15 protein-coding genes are annotated in these 15,909 nt (G+C 74.3%); 7 read left to right on the forward strand and 8 right to left on the reverse strand.

Annotated features, from left to right (window positions below; genetic code table 11):
* Nucleotides 1-51: 51 nt before the first annotated feature.
* From ACH9D2_RS17970 to ACH9D2_RS18000, 7 genes are all read right to left on the reverse strand, one after another.
* A complete protein-coding gene (locus ACH9D2_RS17970; protein ID WP_396364193.1) occupies nt 52-549 on the reverse strand; it encodes an SRPBCC family protein in 498 nt (165 codons plus the stop codon).
* 14 nt (nt 550-563) lie between these two features.
* Nucleotides 564-926, reverse strand: coding sequence for a metalloregulator ArsR/SmtB family transcription factor (locus tag ACH9D2_RS17975; RefSeq protein WP_396364194.1), 363 nt, complete (start codon nt 924-926; stop codon nt 564-566).
* 88 nt (nt 927-1,014) lie between these two features.
* Nucleotides 1,015-1,989: a hypothetical protein gene (locus tag ACH9D2_RS17980; RefSeq protein WP_396364195.1), complete on the reverse strand. Its 975-nt coding sequence runs from the start codon at nt 1,987-1,989 to the stop codon at nt 1,015-1,017.
* Nucleotides 1,990-2,088: 99 nt separating this feature from the next.
* On the reverse strand, nt 2,089-2,973 hold the full coding sequence (locus ACH9D2_RS17985; protein WP_396364196.1) for a PP2C family protein-serine/threonine phosphatase: 885 nt from the start codon (nt 2,971-2,973) through the stop codon (nt 2,089-2,091).
* A complete protein-coding gene (locus tag ACH9D2_RS17990) occupies nt 2,970-4,127 on the reverse strand; it encodes an adenylate/guanylate cyclase domain-containing protein (protein ID WP_396364197.1) in 1,158 nt (385 codons plus the stop codon). Before ACH9D2_RS17990 ends, ACH9D2_RS17985 begins: the two co-directional genes overlap by 4 nt.
* Nucleotides 4,128-4,130: 3 nt before the next feature.
* Nucleotides 4,131-4,811 (reverse strand): PH domain-containing protein, encoded by a 681-nt coding sequence (locus ACH9D2_RS17995; RefSeq protein ID WP_396364198.1) that lies wholly within the window; start codon nt 4,809-4,811, stop codon nt 4,131-4,133.
* Nucleotides 4,812-4,813: 2 nt separating this feature from the next.
* Complete coding sequence (locus ACH9D2_RS18000; protein ID WP_396364199.1) at nt 4,814-5,698, reverse strand: biotin--[acetyl-CoA-carboxylase] ligase; 885 nt, start codon at nt 5,696-5,698, stop codon at nt 4,814-4,816.
* Between the two features lie 169 nt (nt 5,699-5,867).
* Here ACH9D2_RS18000 and ACH9D2_RS18005 point away from each other — a divergent pair, with 169 nt between their 5' ends.
* The 3 genes from ACH9D2_RS18005 (at nt 5,868) to ACH9D2_RS18015 (ending at nt 8,140) form a co-directional block, all read left to right on the forward strand.
* Entirely contained in the window at nt 5,868-6,170 is a 303-nt protein-coding gene (locus tag ACH9D2_RS18005; protein WP_396364200.1) for a YciI family protein, read from the forward strand.
* A gap of 159 nt (nt 6,171-6,329) precedes the next feature.
* On the forward strand, nt 6,330-7,913 hold the full coding sequence (locus tag ACH9D2_RS18010; RefSeq protein WP_396364201.1) for an acyl-CoA carboxylase subunit beta: 1,584 nt from the start codon (nt 6,330-6,332) through the stop codon (nt 7,911-7,913).
* Entirely contained in the window at nt 7,910-8,140 is a 231-nt protein-coding gene (locus tag ACH9D2_RS18015; protein WP_396364202.1) for an acyl-CoA carboxylase subunit epsilon, read from the forward strand. The genes ACH9D2_RS18010 and ACH9D2_RS18015 overlap by 4 nt, the downstream gene beginning before the upstream one ends.
* Nucleotides 8,141-8,224: 84 nt before the next feature.
* Here ACH9D2_RS18015 and ACH9D2_RS18020 read toward each other — a convergent pair whose 3' ends face one another.
* On the reverse strand, nt 8,225-9,478 hold the full coding sequence (locus ACH9D2_RS18020; protein ID WP_396364203.1) for an MFS transporter: 1,254 nt from the start codon (nt 9,476-9,478) through the stop codon (nt 8,225-8,227).
* Nucleotides 9,479-9,519: 41 nt separating this feature from the next.
* Between ACH9D2_RS18020 and ACH9D2_RS18025 the strand changes: the two genes are divergently transcribed.
* The 4 genes from ACH9D2_RS18025 to exaC all read left to right on the forward strand — a co-directional run bounded on the left by ACH9D2_RS18025 (nt 9,520) and on the right by exaC (nt 15,861).
* Nucleotides 9,520-11,262 carry a DUF885 domain-containing protein gene (locus ACH9D2_RS18025; RefSeq protein ID WP_396364204.1) on the forward strand — a complete coding sequence of 581 codons (1,743 nt, stop codon included), beginning with the start codon at nt 9,520-9,522 and terminating at the stop codon, nt 11,260-11,262.
* A 73-nt stretch (nt 11,263-11,335) separates the two neighbouring features.
* Nucleotides 11,336-12,811, forward strand: a complete 1,476-nt coding sequence (locus ACH9D2_RS18030; protein WP_396364205.1) for a dicarboxylate/amino acid:cation symporter — start codon at nt 11,336-11,338, stop codon at nt 12,809-12,811.
* Nucleotides 12,812-12,973: 162 nt separating this feature from the next.
* Nucleotides 12,974-14,182 (forward strand): transcriptional regulator, encoded by a 1,209-nt coding sequence (locus tag ACH9D2_RS18035; RefSeq protein WP_396364206.1) that lies wholly within the window; start codon nt 12,974-12,976, stop codon nt 14,180-14,182.
* Nucleotides 14,183-14,313: 131 nt separating this feature from the next.
* Nucleotides 14,314-15,861 carry an acetaldehyde dehydrogenase ExaC gene (gene exaC / locus ACH9D2_RS18040; protein ID WP_396364207.1) on the forward strand — a complete coding sequence of 516 codons (1,548 nt, stop codon included), beginning with the start codon at nt 14,314-14,316 and terminating at the stop codon, nt 15,859-15,861.
* The last annotated feature ends 48 nt before the right edge of the window (nt 15,862-15,909 follow it).

The raw sequence follows: 15,909 nt of genomic DNA on the forward strand, positions 1-15,909 counted from the left end.
GTCCTGCCCGGTCCCGCGGGCGGGGCCGGGCAGGACCCTGCTGCAGACGGCTCAGCGGGAGACGGCGCCGGCGAGGAGGTCGTCGATCTGGCCCATGGCCTGGCGCATGCCCTCCTCCATGCCCATCGCCGACATCTGCGCGAGCTGCTCCGCGCTCTCGAAGGTCGACACCGTGGTCATCCGTGTCCGGCCGTCGACGGCTTCGAACGTCACCACGCCGTGGGTGGCCCCCAGGGCCGGATCGGGCTCCCCGTCCGCGTCCGCGAAGCCGTCGTCGAACTCCAGCCGGTGCGGCGGGTCCACGGCGGTGACCGTCCACCAGCCCCGGGCCTTCTCCCCGTCCGGTCCGGTCATGTAGTAGCGGCACCGCCCGCCCTCGGCGAGCTCGTGCTCCTCGAAGGTGGCGGGCCACCCCGGCGGACCCCACCAGCGCTCGAGCTGGCGCGGGTCCGCCCAGACCTGCCAGACCCGCTCGACGTCCGCGGCGAACTCCGCGACGAACGTCAGGGTCAGCGCCTCCGTGTCCTTGTGCACGTCGATGACCGGCATGTCCTGCTCCCTTCCTACTGCGCCCCCCGGTCCCCGGGGGGCACCTCCTCGGCGAGGAGGTGCTCGATGGCGCGGGCGCGCCCGCGCCAGATCTGCTCGTAGTCCTCCAGCAGCCCGGCCGCCCGGCGCAGCGTGGCCACGTTGGCGTGCACCACCTGCTCCCGCCCGCGCCGCTGCTTGGTGACCAGCGAGGCCCGTTCGAGCACCGCGACGTGCTTCTGCACTGCCGCGAAGCTCATCCGGTAGTGCCCCGCCAGCGCGGACACCGACTGCTCCTGCCGGAGCACCCGCGTCACGATGTCCCGTCGCGTGGTGTCCGCGAGGGCCTGGAAGATGCGATCGACCTCGTCGTCCGCCAGCTCATTTCGTACAACCATTTGGTTGTATATTAGGGCGTTCCGCCGCCCGGGACAAGGGGTCGTGCCCAGGGATCCGCGGCACCTCCGGGGCGGTGCCGGGAGCCGCTCAGTAGAGCCCGGCCGGCCCGGTCAGGTGGCGGTGCAGGCCGTGGGCCACGATCGTGTTGCCCAGCGCGTTGAGGTGCCGGCGGTCGCCGGCGACGACCGAGCGCGGGGGCAGTCCCAGGGCCAGCCACCGGCGGTCGGCGGCCGAGACGCCGATCCGGCAGGGCCTCAGGCTCGGCAGGGACCACAGCCCGGGATCCCGCAGATCGGCCATCGTGTCGTAGAACCGGCCGCCGTACTCCTCGTGCAGGACCGCGTTCACGCCGCGCACCTGCGCCCACCCCGCCGTGCCGGGCCGGTCGGCCACGGTGTGCCACTGGCCCATCACCACGGACGTGTCCGGCTCGACCCGCCACGCCGCACGGGTGTCGGAGACGACCCGGTCCTGGTCCTCGATGTTGTTCTTGCCCGTCCACAGCAGGTGGACGTGGCCCCGGTGCCGCTCCTCGAGCGCGGTGCGCCACCGCGCGGCCGACGCGGGCGCCACCTCGACATCCGTCCCGGGCACCGCGCGGCGCAGCACCACGGTGCCCCCGTCCCGCGCCACGGCCCGGATGGTGCACGGGACCCCGGAGACCGTGCCGGGGACGGCCAGGTTCGCGCTCGGCACCCGGCCGTCCACGGTGGGCACCACCAGCTCCCCGTGGGCCGGGATCCGCCCGACCCCGTAGCCGGAGCCCAGCCGCGGCAGGTACGGGTGGTCGCGGCTGCGCATCGCCAGGGTTTGCCACGACCTGTCGCCGCTGACCGCGCGCGAGGTCCCCGGCGCCTCCAGCAGCTGCGCCAGCAGCTCCTCGATGCGCACCGCGGGGAAGCCCCGTGGGCGGTCCTGGTGGAGCGCGCTGGCCGCCGACGAGGAGCCCCACAGCACGAACGGGCGCCGGCCGGCGGACGGCTCCGGCAGCGTGCCGCCGAGGGCCCCCGCCGCGGCGAGCACCAGGCCGGAGAGGACGAAGGAGCGGCGCGAGACGACCATGTTCTCAAAGGTAAACAGAGCCGGACGGGGCGGTCCCGATGTGACGGTTGATGATTCCCCCCACTTCGGGGGACGCCGCGTCCCCGCCGGGCGCGGGGCTCAGAACCCGGGGGCGTACTCCCCCGGCCGCACGGCGTCGGCCACGATCACGGTGACGTTGTCCCGTCCGCCGGTGCGCAGCGCTGCCTGCAGCAGCACGTCGGCCGCCTCCTTGGGGTGCGGTACCGAGGCGAGCACCCGGGCCATGTGGGCGGGGCTCAGCTCGTTGGTCAGCCCGTCCGAGCACAGCATCAGCCGGTCCCCGTGCCGGGCCGGGAGCACCCACACGTCCGGCTCCCAGACCTGGCCGGTGCCCAGGGCGCGGGTGATCACGTTGCGGCGCGGGTGCACGAGCGCCTGCGCCGAGGTGAGCTGCCCGATCGACACGAGGTACTGCACCTCGGAGTGGTCCACGGTCAGCTGCTCGAGCGTCGGCCCCCCGTCGCCCGGGTCGACCCCGGGCGCGGCCAGCCGGTAGGTCCGGGAGTCGCCCGTGTTGAACACGATCCACAGCATGCGCCCGTCGATCCGGTGCAGCCACACGCCCGTGACGGTGGTGCCGGCCCGGCCCTCGACGGCCTGCTGGATGTGCTGGTCCGCCTGCCACAGCACCGAGCGGACGCGGCGGACGGCCTCGATCGCGTCGTCGGGGATCTCCGGGTCCAGGCGCAGCTCGCGCTCCACGGTGGCGCGGAACCGGGCGATGTCCCGGGGCGGCTCCGGCTCGAGGACCTCGAAGGACCGGAAGTCCTCGAGCTGGAACAGGGGGGACGCCCCGAGTGTGCGCACGCACAGGGCGCTCGCCACCTCGCCGGCCTCGTGCCCGCCCATGCCGTCCGCCACGGCGCACATCGTGGCGGTGACCACCAGGGCGTCCTCGTTGGACTCCCGGCGCAGGCCCCGGTCCGTGGACGCGCCCGCGCGGATGACGAGGGGTGCGCTCATTCGAAGTCGACCTCCAGCCCGGGACCGGCACCCTGGGAGAGCGCGACGGGCTGGACGTCGCCGAAGCCCCGCACGTTGCGGGTGGGCTGCGGCAGGAGGATGAAGCGGTCGTCGCCGGAGAGCACCGCGGCGGTCGAGGCGTCCACGAGCACGGAGCCCGGGTCGGTCAGCGCCACGAGCCGGGAGGCGAGGTTCACCGTGGGACCGTAGATGTCCCCGAGGCGCGGCAGCACACGCCCCCACACGAACGCCACGCGGGCCTGCGGGAGGTCGGGGTCGTCGCGGATGGCGCGGGACAGGGCCAGGGAGATCTGGGCCCCGCCCTCGGGGGTCTCGGCGAGGAACATGACCTCGTCCCCGATGGTCTTGATGAGCCGGCCGCCGCCCACGGCGATCACCTCGGCGCAGCGGTTCTCGAAGCGCTGCACGAGGTTCGCCAGGGTCCGTTCGTTCATCTGCCGGGACAGCGAGGTGTAGGAGACCAGGTCGGCGAAGCCCACCCCGCGCGCGAGCGGGAGGATGGAGGACGCTCCGTCGTCGGCCGTGGGGCCGGTGGCGGTCGAGCCGTCCGGGCGCTCCACGCGCATCGCCAGCCGCTGCACGGCGGCGTTCATCTGCCGCCGCCACGAGTAGACCAGGAGGTTCTCGATCGCGTCGATGAGGTCCGGCAGCAGGTGCAGCAGCTGCCGGCGCGCGGCGGCGTCGGTCATGCCCCGGTGGACGACCATGTCCTCGACGAGCGCCTCGACCTGCCACACCACCATGCGGTCGGTCATCTGCCCGATCGAGCGCACCAGGGACAGCGCGGCCTCCTCGGTGACCTTCTCCTCGAGCACCATCGTGGACAGCACCCGGAGGGCCTCGGAGTCCTGCTCGGTGAACCAGAGGTCGTCGTCGGTCAGGTTCGGGAAGCCCAGGGCCCGCCACACCTTCCGCGCGGACAGCAGGGACAGCCCGCCCCGGCGCGCGGCCTCCCGGCGGCGCAGATCGCGCTCGGAGCCCAGGAGGGTCTGCTCGAGGGCCTGCACGGCGGCCTTGGACTCGTCCGAGCGGTAGAGGTTGGCCTGGACGGGGTTGTGCAGGTTCAGGTTCAGCTGCGCCGTCTGGGGGCCGAGCACCGGCTCGCCCTGGTTCTCCGAGTCCTCACTCGCCACACGTCACTCCTCTTCGTGGTGGACGGCCCGCCGGCTCCACGGTCGGCGCGGGGCGACGGACGGGCCCCGGCGTGGTGCCACGACCGCGTCGCGGTCCACTCTAGTGGGAGGGAGCCCAGGCGCACCCCCGCCGGAGCCGGGATCCCCGGTCCGGCCGGTGCCGCCGCCCGCGGCCCACTGGTCCTCGGCGGCCCGGCGGATCAGCCCGGCCAGGCGGTTCGCCTCCGGGGCGTGCTCGAGGCGCAGCCCGCCGAGGGGCCCGAAGTCGGCCACGACGCGCCCGTCGCGCCGGCCGAGGGCGGGGCTGCTCCGGCGCTCCACGTCGACCCGGCGCAGCTGGTGCAGGGGCAGCGACACGGTCTTGCGGGGACCGCCGGGGCGCAGCAGCACGAGGTGGCGGGTGGTGAGCACGTAGCGGGTGCGCCACCAGCGCGAGAGCGGGCGCAGGCAGCTGCGGAGCACCACCCAGCCGGCGACGACGAGCAGGGTGAGCTCCACCCCGGCGTGCACCGTGGTCCACGGCTCCGCCACGGGGCGCCAGCGCAGCTCGAGGGCCCGCTGGGCGGTCGAGAGCGCGAACACGGTGAGCAGCAGCACCAGGAAGGGCCGGGTCAGCCGCGCGCCGTGCGCCCGCGTGGACACGAGCACGCGCTCCCCCGGCTGCAGGGCAGGACGGGCGGGCACGGTCAGGCCGTCCCGGGGGCGTCCGTGGCGGGGCGCAGGTGCACCACGTCGCCGGCCGTCACCTCGCGCCGGGCGCCGCCGGCCTCGCGCACGAGCAGCCCCCCGTGCTCGCCCAGGCCCGTCGCGGTGCCCGTGACGGGGGCGGCCCCGCCGGGGAGCTCGGCGCGCACCGTGCGGCCGAGGGTCTCCATCCGCTCGGAGATCCGGGCGCGCAGCGGGCCCCCGGGCCGCACGGCGGCGGCCGGGTCCGCGCAGAACTGCCGGTAGAGGGGGACGAACGCGCACAGCACGGCCCGCAGGACGGCGGCGCGCTCGACCTCGCGCCCGGTGGCGCGCCGGACGGACGTGGCCGTGGCCACGGGCAGCTCCTCCTGGCCGACGTTGATCCCCGTGCCGAGCACCACCGCCGGCGGGCGCTGCTCGTCCAGGACGAGGCCCGCGAGCAGACCGGCGACCTTGCGCCCGTCCACCAGGACGTCGTTGGGCCACTTGATCCGCGCGCCCGCCGCCGCGAGCCCGTCCAGGGCGTCGACCACGGCCGAGGCCATCAACAGGGTCAGCCACGGGAAGTGCTGGGTGGGCAGCGGCCGGCCGCGGTCGTCGGCCGGGCGCAGCAGGACGCTGAAGGTCAGCGCGGTGCCGGGCTCGGTGGTCCACACCCGGTCCAGCCGGCCGCGCCCCGCGCTCTGGTGCCCGGTGACCACGAGGGACAGGTCGGTCCACGGCCGGTCCCGGCGGGGGCCGCGCGCCTGCCGGGTGACGGCGGCCGTCAGGTGCTCGTTCGTGGAGCCGACCTCGTCGAGGACGTCCATCCGCCCCAGGCCGAGGTCCGCCAGGGCTGCCAGGACGGCGGGGGCGCGCAGGTCGGCGGCGCGGGGGTCGGGCACGGTTCTCCTCGGGTCGGTCGTCTCGGTTCCCGGGCGGACGGTGCTGACCGGCCGGGCCCCGTCCGCGTAGTGTTCGGACCACATCCACAGTAGTGGCCCGGTTCCCCGGGAACCGGCTGGACCGTCCTGTCCCGCCGGCGGGGCCGCGGCACGACCCGAAGGAGCCATCGTGAGCGCAGCCGAGAACCCCACGACGTTCGCCGTCACCTACGTCTACGGAGGGCCCGCCGACGTCCTGGCCGCCCGCCGCCCCGAGCACCGGGAGTACCTCGGCGGGCTCGTGGAGCAGGGGCACCTGCTCGCGTCCGGGCCGTTCGGGGACGACGGCGCGCCGGGCGCGCTGCTGGTCTTCGCCGCCGAGGACGCCGCGGCGGTCGAGCGGCTCACCGACGAGGACCCGCTGGTGCGCCACGGCGTGGTCACCGAGCGGACCGTCCGCCCCTGGAAGGTGGTCCTCGGCCGCGTCGGCTGAGCACCGACCGGGCGTCCCCCGGCCCCGGACACGGAATTTGTAGGACTTCTACAACGGAGGCCCCCGCGGCCGCGGACTAGAGTGAGCAGGTCCCCAGACCACCCCGGACCGGACCGCTCGGCCCGCCGGGCCGGCCGCGTACCAGACCACGAGGTGCTTGTGACCCACGACCTGACGACCACCGCCGGCAAGATCGCCGACTTCCACGACCGCAGGGCCCGCTCCGAGGCCCCCGCCGGGCAGGCGGCGATCGAGAAGCAGCACGGCCGAGGGAAGAACACCGCCCGCGAGCGCGTGGAGATGCTCCTGGACGAGGACTCCTTCGTGGAGTTCGACGCCCTCGCGACCCACCGCTCGACCGCCTTCGGGATGGCGGCGAAGAAACTGCCCGGCGACGGCGTGGTCAGCGGCTACGGCACGGTGGACGGGCGCCTGGTGGCGGTCTACTCCCAGGACTTCGCGGTGTTCGGCGGGTCGCTGTCCCAGGTCAACGGGGAGAAGATCGTCAAGGTCCAGAAGTTCGCGCTGCGCAACGGCTGCCCGGTCGTCGGGATCAACGACGGCGGCGGCGCGCGGATCCAGGAGGGCGTGGCCTCCCTGGCCATGTTCGCGGACATCTTCAACATGAACGTCCGCTCCTCCGGGGTGGTCCCGCAGATCTCGCTGATCATGGGCCCGTGCGCGGGCGGGGCGGCCTACTCCCCGGCCCTGACCGACTACATCGTGATGGTCGACAAGACCTCGCACATGTTCATCACCGGCCCGGACGTCATCAAGACGGTCACGGGCGAGTCGGTGGACATGGAGACCCTGGGCGGGGCGCGCCAGCACAACGCGACCACGGGCACGGCCACGTACCTCGCCGACGACGAGCAGGACGCGTTCGACTTCGTGCACGAGCTCCTCGAGTTCCTCCCGGCCAACAACCTGCAGGAGGCGCCCCTGCTGGACCACGACCAGGAGGACGAGGTCACGGACGCGGACCTCGCCCTGGACACGCTGGTCCCGGACTCCGCCAACCAGCCGTACGACATGCGCGCGGTGGTCGAGGCGATCGTCGACGACGGGCACTTCCTGGAGATGCAGGCCCTCTACGCCCCCAACGTGATGATCGGCTACGCCCGCGTCGAGGGGCACACCGTGGGCATCGTGGCGAACCAGCCCATGCAGTTCGCCGGCACGCTGGACATCGCGGCGTCCGAGAAGGCCGCCCGGTTCGTGCGCCACTGCGACGCGTTCAACGTCCCGATCCTGACCCTCGTGGACGTGCCGGGGTTCCTGCCCGGCACCGACCAGGAGTTCAACGGCATCATCCGGCGCGGCGCCAAGCTGCTCTACGCCTACGCCGAGGCGACCGTCCCGCTGGTCACCCTCATCACCCGCAAGGCCTACGGCGGGGCCTACATCGTCATGGGCTCGAAGAAGCTCGGCGCGGACATCAACCTGGCCTGGCCCACCGCGCAGATCGGCGTGATGGGCGCCCAGGGCGCCGTGGAGATCCTCTACCGCCGGGACCTCAAGGCCGCGGCGGAGAACGACGAGGACGTCGATGCGCTGCGCGCGGACCTGGTGCGCAAGTACGAGGAGAGCCTCCTGAACCCGTACCAGGCCGCCGAGCTGGGCTACGTGGACGCGGTGATCTCGCCGTCCGAGACCCGGGTCCAGGTGCTCAAGGCCCTGCGGGCCCTGCGCGACAAGCGCGCCTCGACGCCCACCAAGAAGCACGGGAACATCCCGCTGTGACCGCCCGCGAGCCCGTCGAGGGCACCCCGTCCCTGCGCTTCACGGCCGGCAGCCCCACACCGGAGGAGATCGCCGCCGTCACCGCCGTCCTGCTCGCGCGCTCCGGCGGGGGCGACGCCTCCGCGAAGGGCGCCCCGGGGCGGCGGGACCAGTTCCGCCGGATGCGGCTGGGCCTGCGGCTGCGCCCGGGCCGCGGCGCGTGGCGGCGGACCCGGCCGGAGGAGTGAGCCGGACGCGGTGAGCCCGGCCGGGTGAACCCGACGCAGTGAGACCGGCCGGGTCCGCCCCGAGCCGGTCCCGGCGGTGACCGCTCAGGGCTCCCGGGGGATCCGCCGCGAGACACCGAGCGCCACCGCGACGCCCGCGAGGGCGAGCGCCCCGGTCACCGCCCACGTCAGGTCCCAGGTGCCCGTCGCCTGCGCGACCGACGCGACCGCGGGCGGGCCGGCGAACTGGCCCAGGGCGTTGAACTGCTGGCCCAGCCCCAGCGTGGTGGCCACCGTGGTGGGCGTGGGGGCGACCCGCATGAGGCTCGCGATCGCCGTGGTCGGCACCACTCCCCCCACCGCGGAGAAGACCAGGACCGCGCCGTAGCGGACGCCGAAGCGCGCCCCCTCGTCCAGCAGGGGGGCGAGCCCGAACGCGACCACGGCGGCCAGCCCCAGCACGGCGAAGCCGGTGCACCACAGCACCACGGGGCGCACCCCGCGCTGCAGGGCCCGGCCGGCGCCCAGGTTGCCCACCACGTTGACGCCCGCGGCGAGCGCGCTGAGCCCCGCCGCGGCGCCCACCTCGATCCCGGCCTCGGCGTATATCGAGGGCAGGAACTGCACCACGCCGTTCCACTGGGCGGTGTAGAGCCCGAAGACCAGGGCCACGAGCCACGGCCCGGGCGCGCGCAGGGTCAGCCCGAGGCGCTGCCGCACCCCGTGCACCACCACGTGGGCCGGGTCCGGCGGGAGCACGGCGAGCACCAGCACGCCCAGGAGCGCGGAGCCGGCCGCGGCGACCGCCCACCAGGTGCGCCAGCCGAGGGCCTCGCTCAGCACGCCCCCGAGCAGCAGGGACAGCGCCGCGGCGACCGGGATGTGGCAGCCCCACAGCCCCACCAGGAGGGACACCCGGGCCGGGGCCACGGTGCGCCGGATCAGGGCCGGGGCGCAGATCGCCACGAGCATGAACCCCACGCCCTCCAGCACCCGGGAGCCCAGCAGCGGGCCGTACCCGGTGGAGAGCAGACCCGTCGCGGAGCCCGCCGTGAGCAGGCCCAGCCCGAGCACCAGCCCCCGGCGCAGCCCGATGCGGTCCCCGAACAGGCCGACCACCACGCCGAGCAGCATCCCCGCCACCTGCACGGTGGAGAGCAGGAACCCGCCCTGCACCAGGCTCAGGCCGAGCTCGGCGGAGAGCACGGGCAGCGCCGGGGAGAGCTTCCAGACGTGCAGGGCGCCCACCACGCCGGCGACGACCACGAGCAGGGCGGGCCCGGTCCCCGCGGCGCCCGACGGCCCGTCCGGGACGGTGGCGGGAGGCGCGGAGCTCGCGCGCGGCACAGGGGCGGACATGCTCCGCAGTCTAGGGAGCGCCCGGCGCTAGTGTGACGTGCATGACCGATGAACGGCCCGATCCCTCGTCCACCGCCGGCCCCGGGCCGGCGCCCCTCGGCGCCGGGCGGCGCGAGCCCACGGCCGTGGACGCCGTGGCCGAGCGCTGGTTCGCGCGCACCATGGAGCTGGACCCGGCCCAGGCCACCGTGCACGGCTTCCCCGGGCACGAGCACGAGTACCGGGACTTCGGACCCGAGGGCCTGGAGGCCCGGGCCGACGCCGCCCGCCGCACGCTGGCCGAGCTCGAGCGTGCGGCCCCGGCCGACGACGTCGACCGGATCACCGGCCACGCCCTGCGCGAGCGGCTCGGCCTGGAACTGCTCCTGCACGAGGAGGGGCTGCGGGGCTGGGAGGTCAACAACATCTCCTCCCCGGTGCAGGAGATCCGGGAGGTCTTCGACGACCTGCCGCGGCGCACCGCCGAGGACTGGGCGCACATCGCCGGGCGGCTGCGCGCCGTGCCCGCCGCCGTGGACTCCTACGTCCTGGGCCTGCGGCACGCCCGCTCCCTCGGCCGCTCGGCCTCCGCCGCCCAGCTGCACAACGCGGCCCGGCAGTGCACCGGCTACGCGGCCCGGAACGGCTTCTTCGCCCGGCTGGCGCGCGGCCCCCGCGTCCCGGAGGCCCTGCGGCAGGAGGTCGCGGAGGCGGCCGAGGCGGCGCGGCGCGCCTACCAGGAGCTCGCCGCGGTGCTGGGGAAGGAGCTCGCCGCGGACGCGCCCCGCACGGACGCGGTGGGCCCCGACGTGTACACCCTGCGCCTGCAGGAGTTCCTGGGCGCCGTCCTGGACCCGGCCACGGTCTACGCCTGGGGGGTGGAGCTGCTGCGCACGATCGTGGCGGAGCAGGAGCAGCTCGCCCACCGGATCGTCCCCGGAGCCACGGTCGCCCAGGCCATGGCGGCCCTGGACGCCGACCCGGCCCGACAGCTGCACGGCACCGACGCGCTGCAGGCGTGGATGCAGGACCTCTCCGACGCCGCCGTGGACGCCCTCGCGGACACGCACTTCGAGCTGACCGGGCCCATGCGCCGGCTCGAGTGCCGCATCGCCCCGACCCACGACGGCGGGATCTGGTACTCGATGCCGAGCGCCGACTTCTCCCGCCCCGGGCGGATGTGGTGGTCCGTGCCCGAGGGCACGGCGACCTTCACCACGTGGGAGGAGACCACGACCGTCTACCACGAGGGCGTCCCCGGTCACCACCTGCAGTTCTCCACCGCGCTCGCCAACTCGGGGGAGCTCAACCGGTGGCGGCGGATGGGCGTGTGGGTCTCGGGCCACGGGGAGGGCTGGGCGCTGTACGCCGAGCGGCTCATGGACGAGCTGGGCCACTTGCAGGACCCCGGGGACCGGATGGGGATGCTGGACTCCCAGCGGCTGCGGGCGGCACGGGTGGTCTTCGACGTCGGCTTCCACTGCGGCTACCGCATCCCCGCGGAGCTCGGGGACGCCCTCGGCGGGGCCCGGCCCGGCGAGGTCTGGACGCCCGAGGACGGGTGGCGGTTCCTGCGCTCGAACATCGTGATGGCGGACCCCATGCTGCGCTTCGAGTGGATGCGCTACATGGGCTGGCCCGGGCAGGCGCCGTCCTACAAGGTGGGCCAGCAGCTGTGGGAGCAGGCGCGGGAGGACGCCCGCGCCGCGGCCGGCTCGGGATTCCTGCTCAGGGACTTCCACACGCGCGCGCTGCGCCTCGGCTCGGTGGGCCTCGACACCCTCCAGTACGCCCTCGGCCTGTGATCCACGTCATCTGAGCGTCACATTTCGTCACCGTCATTCGGTGATGTATATTTGCGCGCCCTATCGTGAACGCATGATTTCCGCAGAAAGCAATCGACGTCTGCCCCGGTGGATGACCTCCTTCGGCCCGCAGATCGTGCTCGCCCTCCTCCTGGGCGTGGTCCTGGGCACCGTCGCCGACACCCTCGGCGGCGACCCCGACACGGACCCCAACTGGCTGATGACCGCACTGGACACCATCGGCACCAGCTACGTCAGCCTGCTCAAGGCCGCCGTGGTCCCGCTCGTGGTGACCGCGGTGATCTCCTCGATCGCCAACCTGCGGGAGGTCTCCGACGCCGCCCGGCTCGCGTGGAAGACGCTGCTGTGGTTCGGGATCACCGCGCTGATCGCCGTGACGGTCGGGCTCGTGCTCGGGCTCGTCGTCCAGCCCGGTGCGGGCAGCGGCGCCGCCGCGCCCACCGAGGCGTACACCGGGACGCAGGGCTCGTGGCTGGGCTTCCTCACCGGCCTCGTCCCCGCCAACTTCCTGGGCCTGCAGGTTTCCTCCTCGGTGGTGGACCCGGAGACCGTCCAGACCTCGCTCGGCTTCAACGTGCTGCAGGTGCTCGTGGTCTCGGCCGCCGTCGGCATCGCGGCGCTCAAGGTGGGCGCCCCCGCCGAGCCCTTCCTGGCCGTGGTGCGCTCCGCGCTGGCCGTGGTGCAGAAGGTCGTCTGGTGGATCATCCGTCTCGCCCCGCTGGGCACGCTCGGGCTGATCGGCCGGGCCGTGTTCGAGTACGGTTGGACCTCGATGGGCGGGCTCCTGGCGTTCGTCGCGACCGTCTACGCCGGCCTGCTGGTCGTGGCCCTGGTGGTCTACCCGGTGCTGGTGAAGGCGCACGGGCTGTCCGTGAAGCAGTACTTCTCCGGGGTGTGGCCGGCCGTGCAGCTGGGCTTCGTCTCCCGGTCCTCGATGGGCACCATGCCGCTGACCCAGCGCGTCACCGAGCGCAGCCTCGGGGTGCCCCGCGCCTACGCCTCCTTCGCCGTGCCGCTGGGCGCGACCACCAAGATGGACGGCTGCGCCGCGGTCTACCCCGCCGTCGCGGCCCTGTTCGTCGCGCAGTTCTACGGGATCGACCTGGACGTCACCCACTACGTGCTCATCGCGTTCGTGTCCGTGCTGGGCTCCGCGGCGACCGCCGGCACCACGGGGGCCACCGTGATGCTCACCCTGACGCTGTCCACGCTGGGCCTGCCGCTCGACGGCGTGGGGCTCCTGCTGGCCGTGGACCCGATCATCGACATGGGCCGCACCGCGCTCAACGTGGCGGGCCAGGCCCTGGTGCCCACGATCGTCGCCCACCGCGAGGGCCTCCTGGACCGCGGGCTCTACGACGCCCCGCGCACCGGCGACCCGTTCGTGCCCGAGGATGCGGACTCCCGGTCCGGAGCGCAGCCCGGCACCGAGCCCGGCACCGAGCGCGGAGTCGTGCCCGGCACCGAGCGCGGAGTCGTGCCCGGTGCGGAACTCCGCCCGGAGGACGCCGCGGCCGCCGCCCGCTGACGCCCGGCGCCGCAGGCGTCCCCACCGCGAGGGGTGGGGAACTGGAGGAATGCTCGACGCATTCCTCCAGTTCCCCGCCCCTCGCTGTCGCCGGACGCGTCCCGGGCTACGCTGAGGAGCGGCATGAGAGCTGGGTCACAGCATCGAGCAGGGGGAAGGCGCGTGGGCGCACCGACGGACGGACCGACGACGACGGACCCGCAGCTGCGCCTGTCCTGGGCCCGTTCGCTGGGCCACCTCTCGGCGCCCGAGCGCTGCACCCCGCAGGTGGTGCTGGACCGCACCGACGTCCGGGAGGCCCGCGCCCCGCTGCGGCTGCTGCTGCCCGTGCTCGACGAGCTGCTCACCCCCCTGGCCGAGGACACCGGGCTGGTCGTGGCCGTGACGGACGCCCGCGGGGTGCTCCTGCGAGTGCGGGGCGCCGCCGCGACGCGGCGGCGCGCCGAGGCGATGGGCTTCGTCGAGGGCGCCGACTGGTCCGAGACCGCCGTGGGCACCAACGCCCCCGGCACGGCCCTGGTCCTGCGCCGGCCGGTGACCGTGCACCGCGAGCAGCACTTCTACCCCGAGGCCCGGCCGTGGTCCTGCACGGCGGCCCCTCTGCTGCACCCCGTCACGGGGGCGCTGCTCGGCGCGGTGGACCTCACCGGCGGGGACGCCGCCGCCGATCCCGCCACGCGGGCGCTGGTCGGCGCGGCCGTGCGCGCCGCCCGGGCCGAGCTCGCCCTCGCCCTGCGCTCCGGCCGACAGGACCGGGGACCGTCCCCCGCGGCGGGCCGCGCCCCCGCCTCCGGCGCGTTCCTGCGCGTGCTGGGCGACGCCCCGCCCGCGCTGCTGCTGGACGGGCACCCCCTGGAGCTGACCGAGCGCCACGCCGAGATCCTCCTGGCGCTCTCCCGCGCCGCGGCCGGGCTGAGCACCGCGGAGCTGTCGGTGCAGCTGTGGGGCGGCCGGGCGCAGGAGACCACGGTGCGGGCCGAGGTGCTTCGGCTGCGCCGGCTGCTCGAGCCCCGGGGCGGCCCGGCGATCGCCTCGCGGCCCTACCGGCTCGATGCCCCCCTGCCGTCGGACGCAGGCCGGGTCCTCGAGCTGCTCGCCCGGGGCTCCCACCGGCGGGCCCTGCGGGAGTACACCGGGGCCCTGCTGCCGCACTCCGAGGCGCCCTCCGTCGTGGCGCTGCGCCACCGCGTCACCGGGCTCCTGCGCGAGGCCGTCCTGGCCGACGGCTCGGCCGAGGCCGTGCGCGAGTACCTGACCCTGCCGGAGGCCGCCGACGACGCCGAGGCGTGGGCGCTGCTGCTGCGCCTCCTGCCGGCCCGCTCCCCCGCCCGCGCCGAGGCCGTGCTCGAGCTGGAGCGGCTGCGCCACTGACCTGGCCCGGGACCCGGTGCAACGTGCGTGCAACGTGGCGCGGCGTAGCGTGACCTGCATCACAGGCCGGCGCGGACGAGACGGTCCGCGCCCGTGCCGACAGCACCGTCCCGCACAAGGAGCAGGCCACCATGAGCGTCGAAACCCAGTCCCTCACCACCGTCTATGCGCAGCCCGGCACCGAGGGCTCCAAGGTCACCTTCAAGCCGCGCTACGAGCACTGGATCGGCGGGCAGTGGGTGCCGCCCGTGAAGGGCCAGTATTTCGAGAACGTCTCCCCGGTCAACGGCAAGCCCTTCACCGAGGTGGCCCGCGGCACCGCCGAGGACATCGACGCCGCGCTCGACGCCGCGTGGGCCGTCGCCCCCGTCTGGGGCAAGACCCCCGTGGCGGAGCGGGCGCTGGTGCTGCACCGGATCGCCGACCGGATGGAGGCCAACCTCGAGATGCTCGCCGTGGCCGAGACCTGGGACAACGGCAAACCCGTGCGCGAGTCCATCAACGCGGACATCGCCCTGGCCATCGACCACTTCCGCTACTTCGCCGGGGCGATCCGCGCCCAGGAGGGCACGCTCTCCCAGCTCGACGACAACACCACGTCCTACCACTTCCACGAGCCCCTGGGCGTGGTCGGGCAGATCATCCCCTGGAACTTCCCGATCCTCATGGGCGTGTGGAAGCTGGCCCCGGCCCTGGCCGCGGGCAACGCCGTGGTGCTCAAGCCCGCCGAGCAGACCCCGGCCTCGATCATGGTGCTCATGGAGCTGCTCGCGGACATCCTGCCCCCGGGCGTGGTCAACGTGGTCAACGGCTTCGGCGTGGAGGCCGGCAAGCCGCTGGCCTCGAGCCCGCGGATCCGCAAGATCGCCTTCACCGGCGAGACCACCACCGGCCGGCTCATCATGCAGTACGCCTCCCAGAACATCATCCCGGTGACCCTCGAGCTGGGCGGGAAGTCCCCGAACATCTTCTTCGAGGACGTGGCCGCGGCCCAGGACTCCTTCTACGACAAGGCCCTGGAGGGCTTCGCGTTCTTCGCCCTCAACCAGGGCGAGGTCTGCACCTGCCCCTCGCGCGCCCTGATCCAGGGCTCGATCTACGACCGGCTGCTCGCCGACGGCGTCGAGCGCGTCAAGGGCATGGTCCAGGGCAACCCCCTGGACCTCGACACCCAGGTCGGCGCACAGGCCTCCAACGACCAGTTGCAGAAGATCCTCTCCTACATCGACATCGGCCGGCAGGAGGGCGCGAAGGTCCTCGTGGGCGGGGAGCGCAACGTCCTGGACGGGGACCTCGCCGAGGGCTTCTACGTCTCCCCCACGGTGTTCGAGGGCGAGAACTCGATGCGCATCTTCCAGGAGGAGATCTTCGGGCCCGTCCTGTCGGTGACCCGCTTCACCGACTACGCCGACGCCATGGCCACCGCCAACGACACCCTCTACGGCCTCGGGGCCGGGGTGTGGGCCCGCAACGGCAACCTCGCCTACCGCGCCGGGCGCGACATCCAGGCCGGGCGGGTGTGGGTGAACCAGTACCACAACTACCCCGCCCACTCGGCCTTCGGCGGCTACAAGTCCTCCGGCATCGGCCGCGAGAACCACCTGATGATGCTGGACCACTACCAGCAGACCAAGAACCTGCTGGTCTCCTACTCCGAGGACGCCCAGGGCTTCTTCTAGGCCGCAGCGGCCCCGCCCCCGGAACCGGGCGACCGCGAGGGGGCTGCG

The organism is Kocuria rhizosphaericola (assembly GCF_044462205.1).
Lineage (GTDB): Bacteria > Actinomycetota > Actinomycetes > Actinomycetales > Micrococcaceae > Kocuria > Kocuria rhizosphaericola.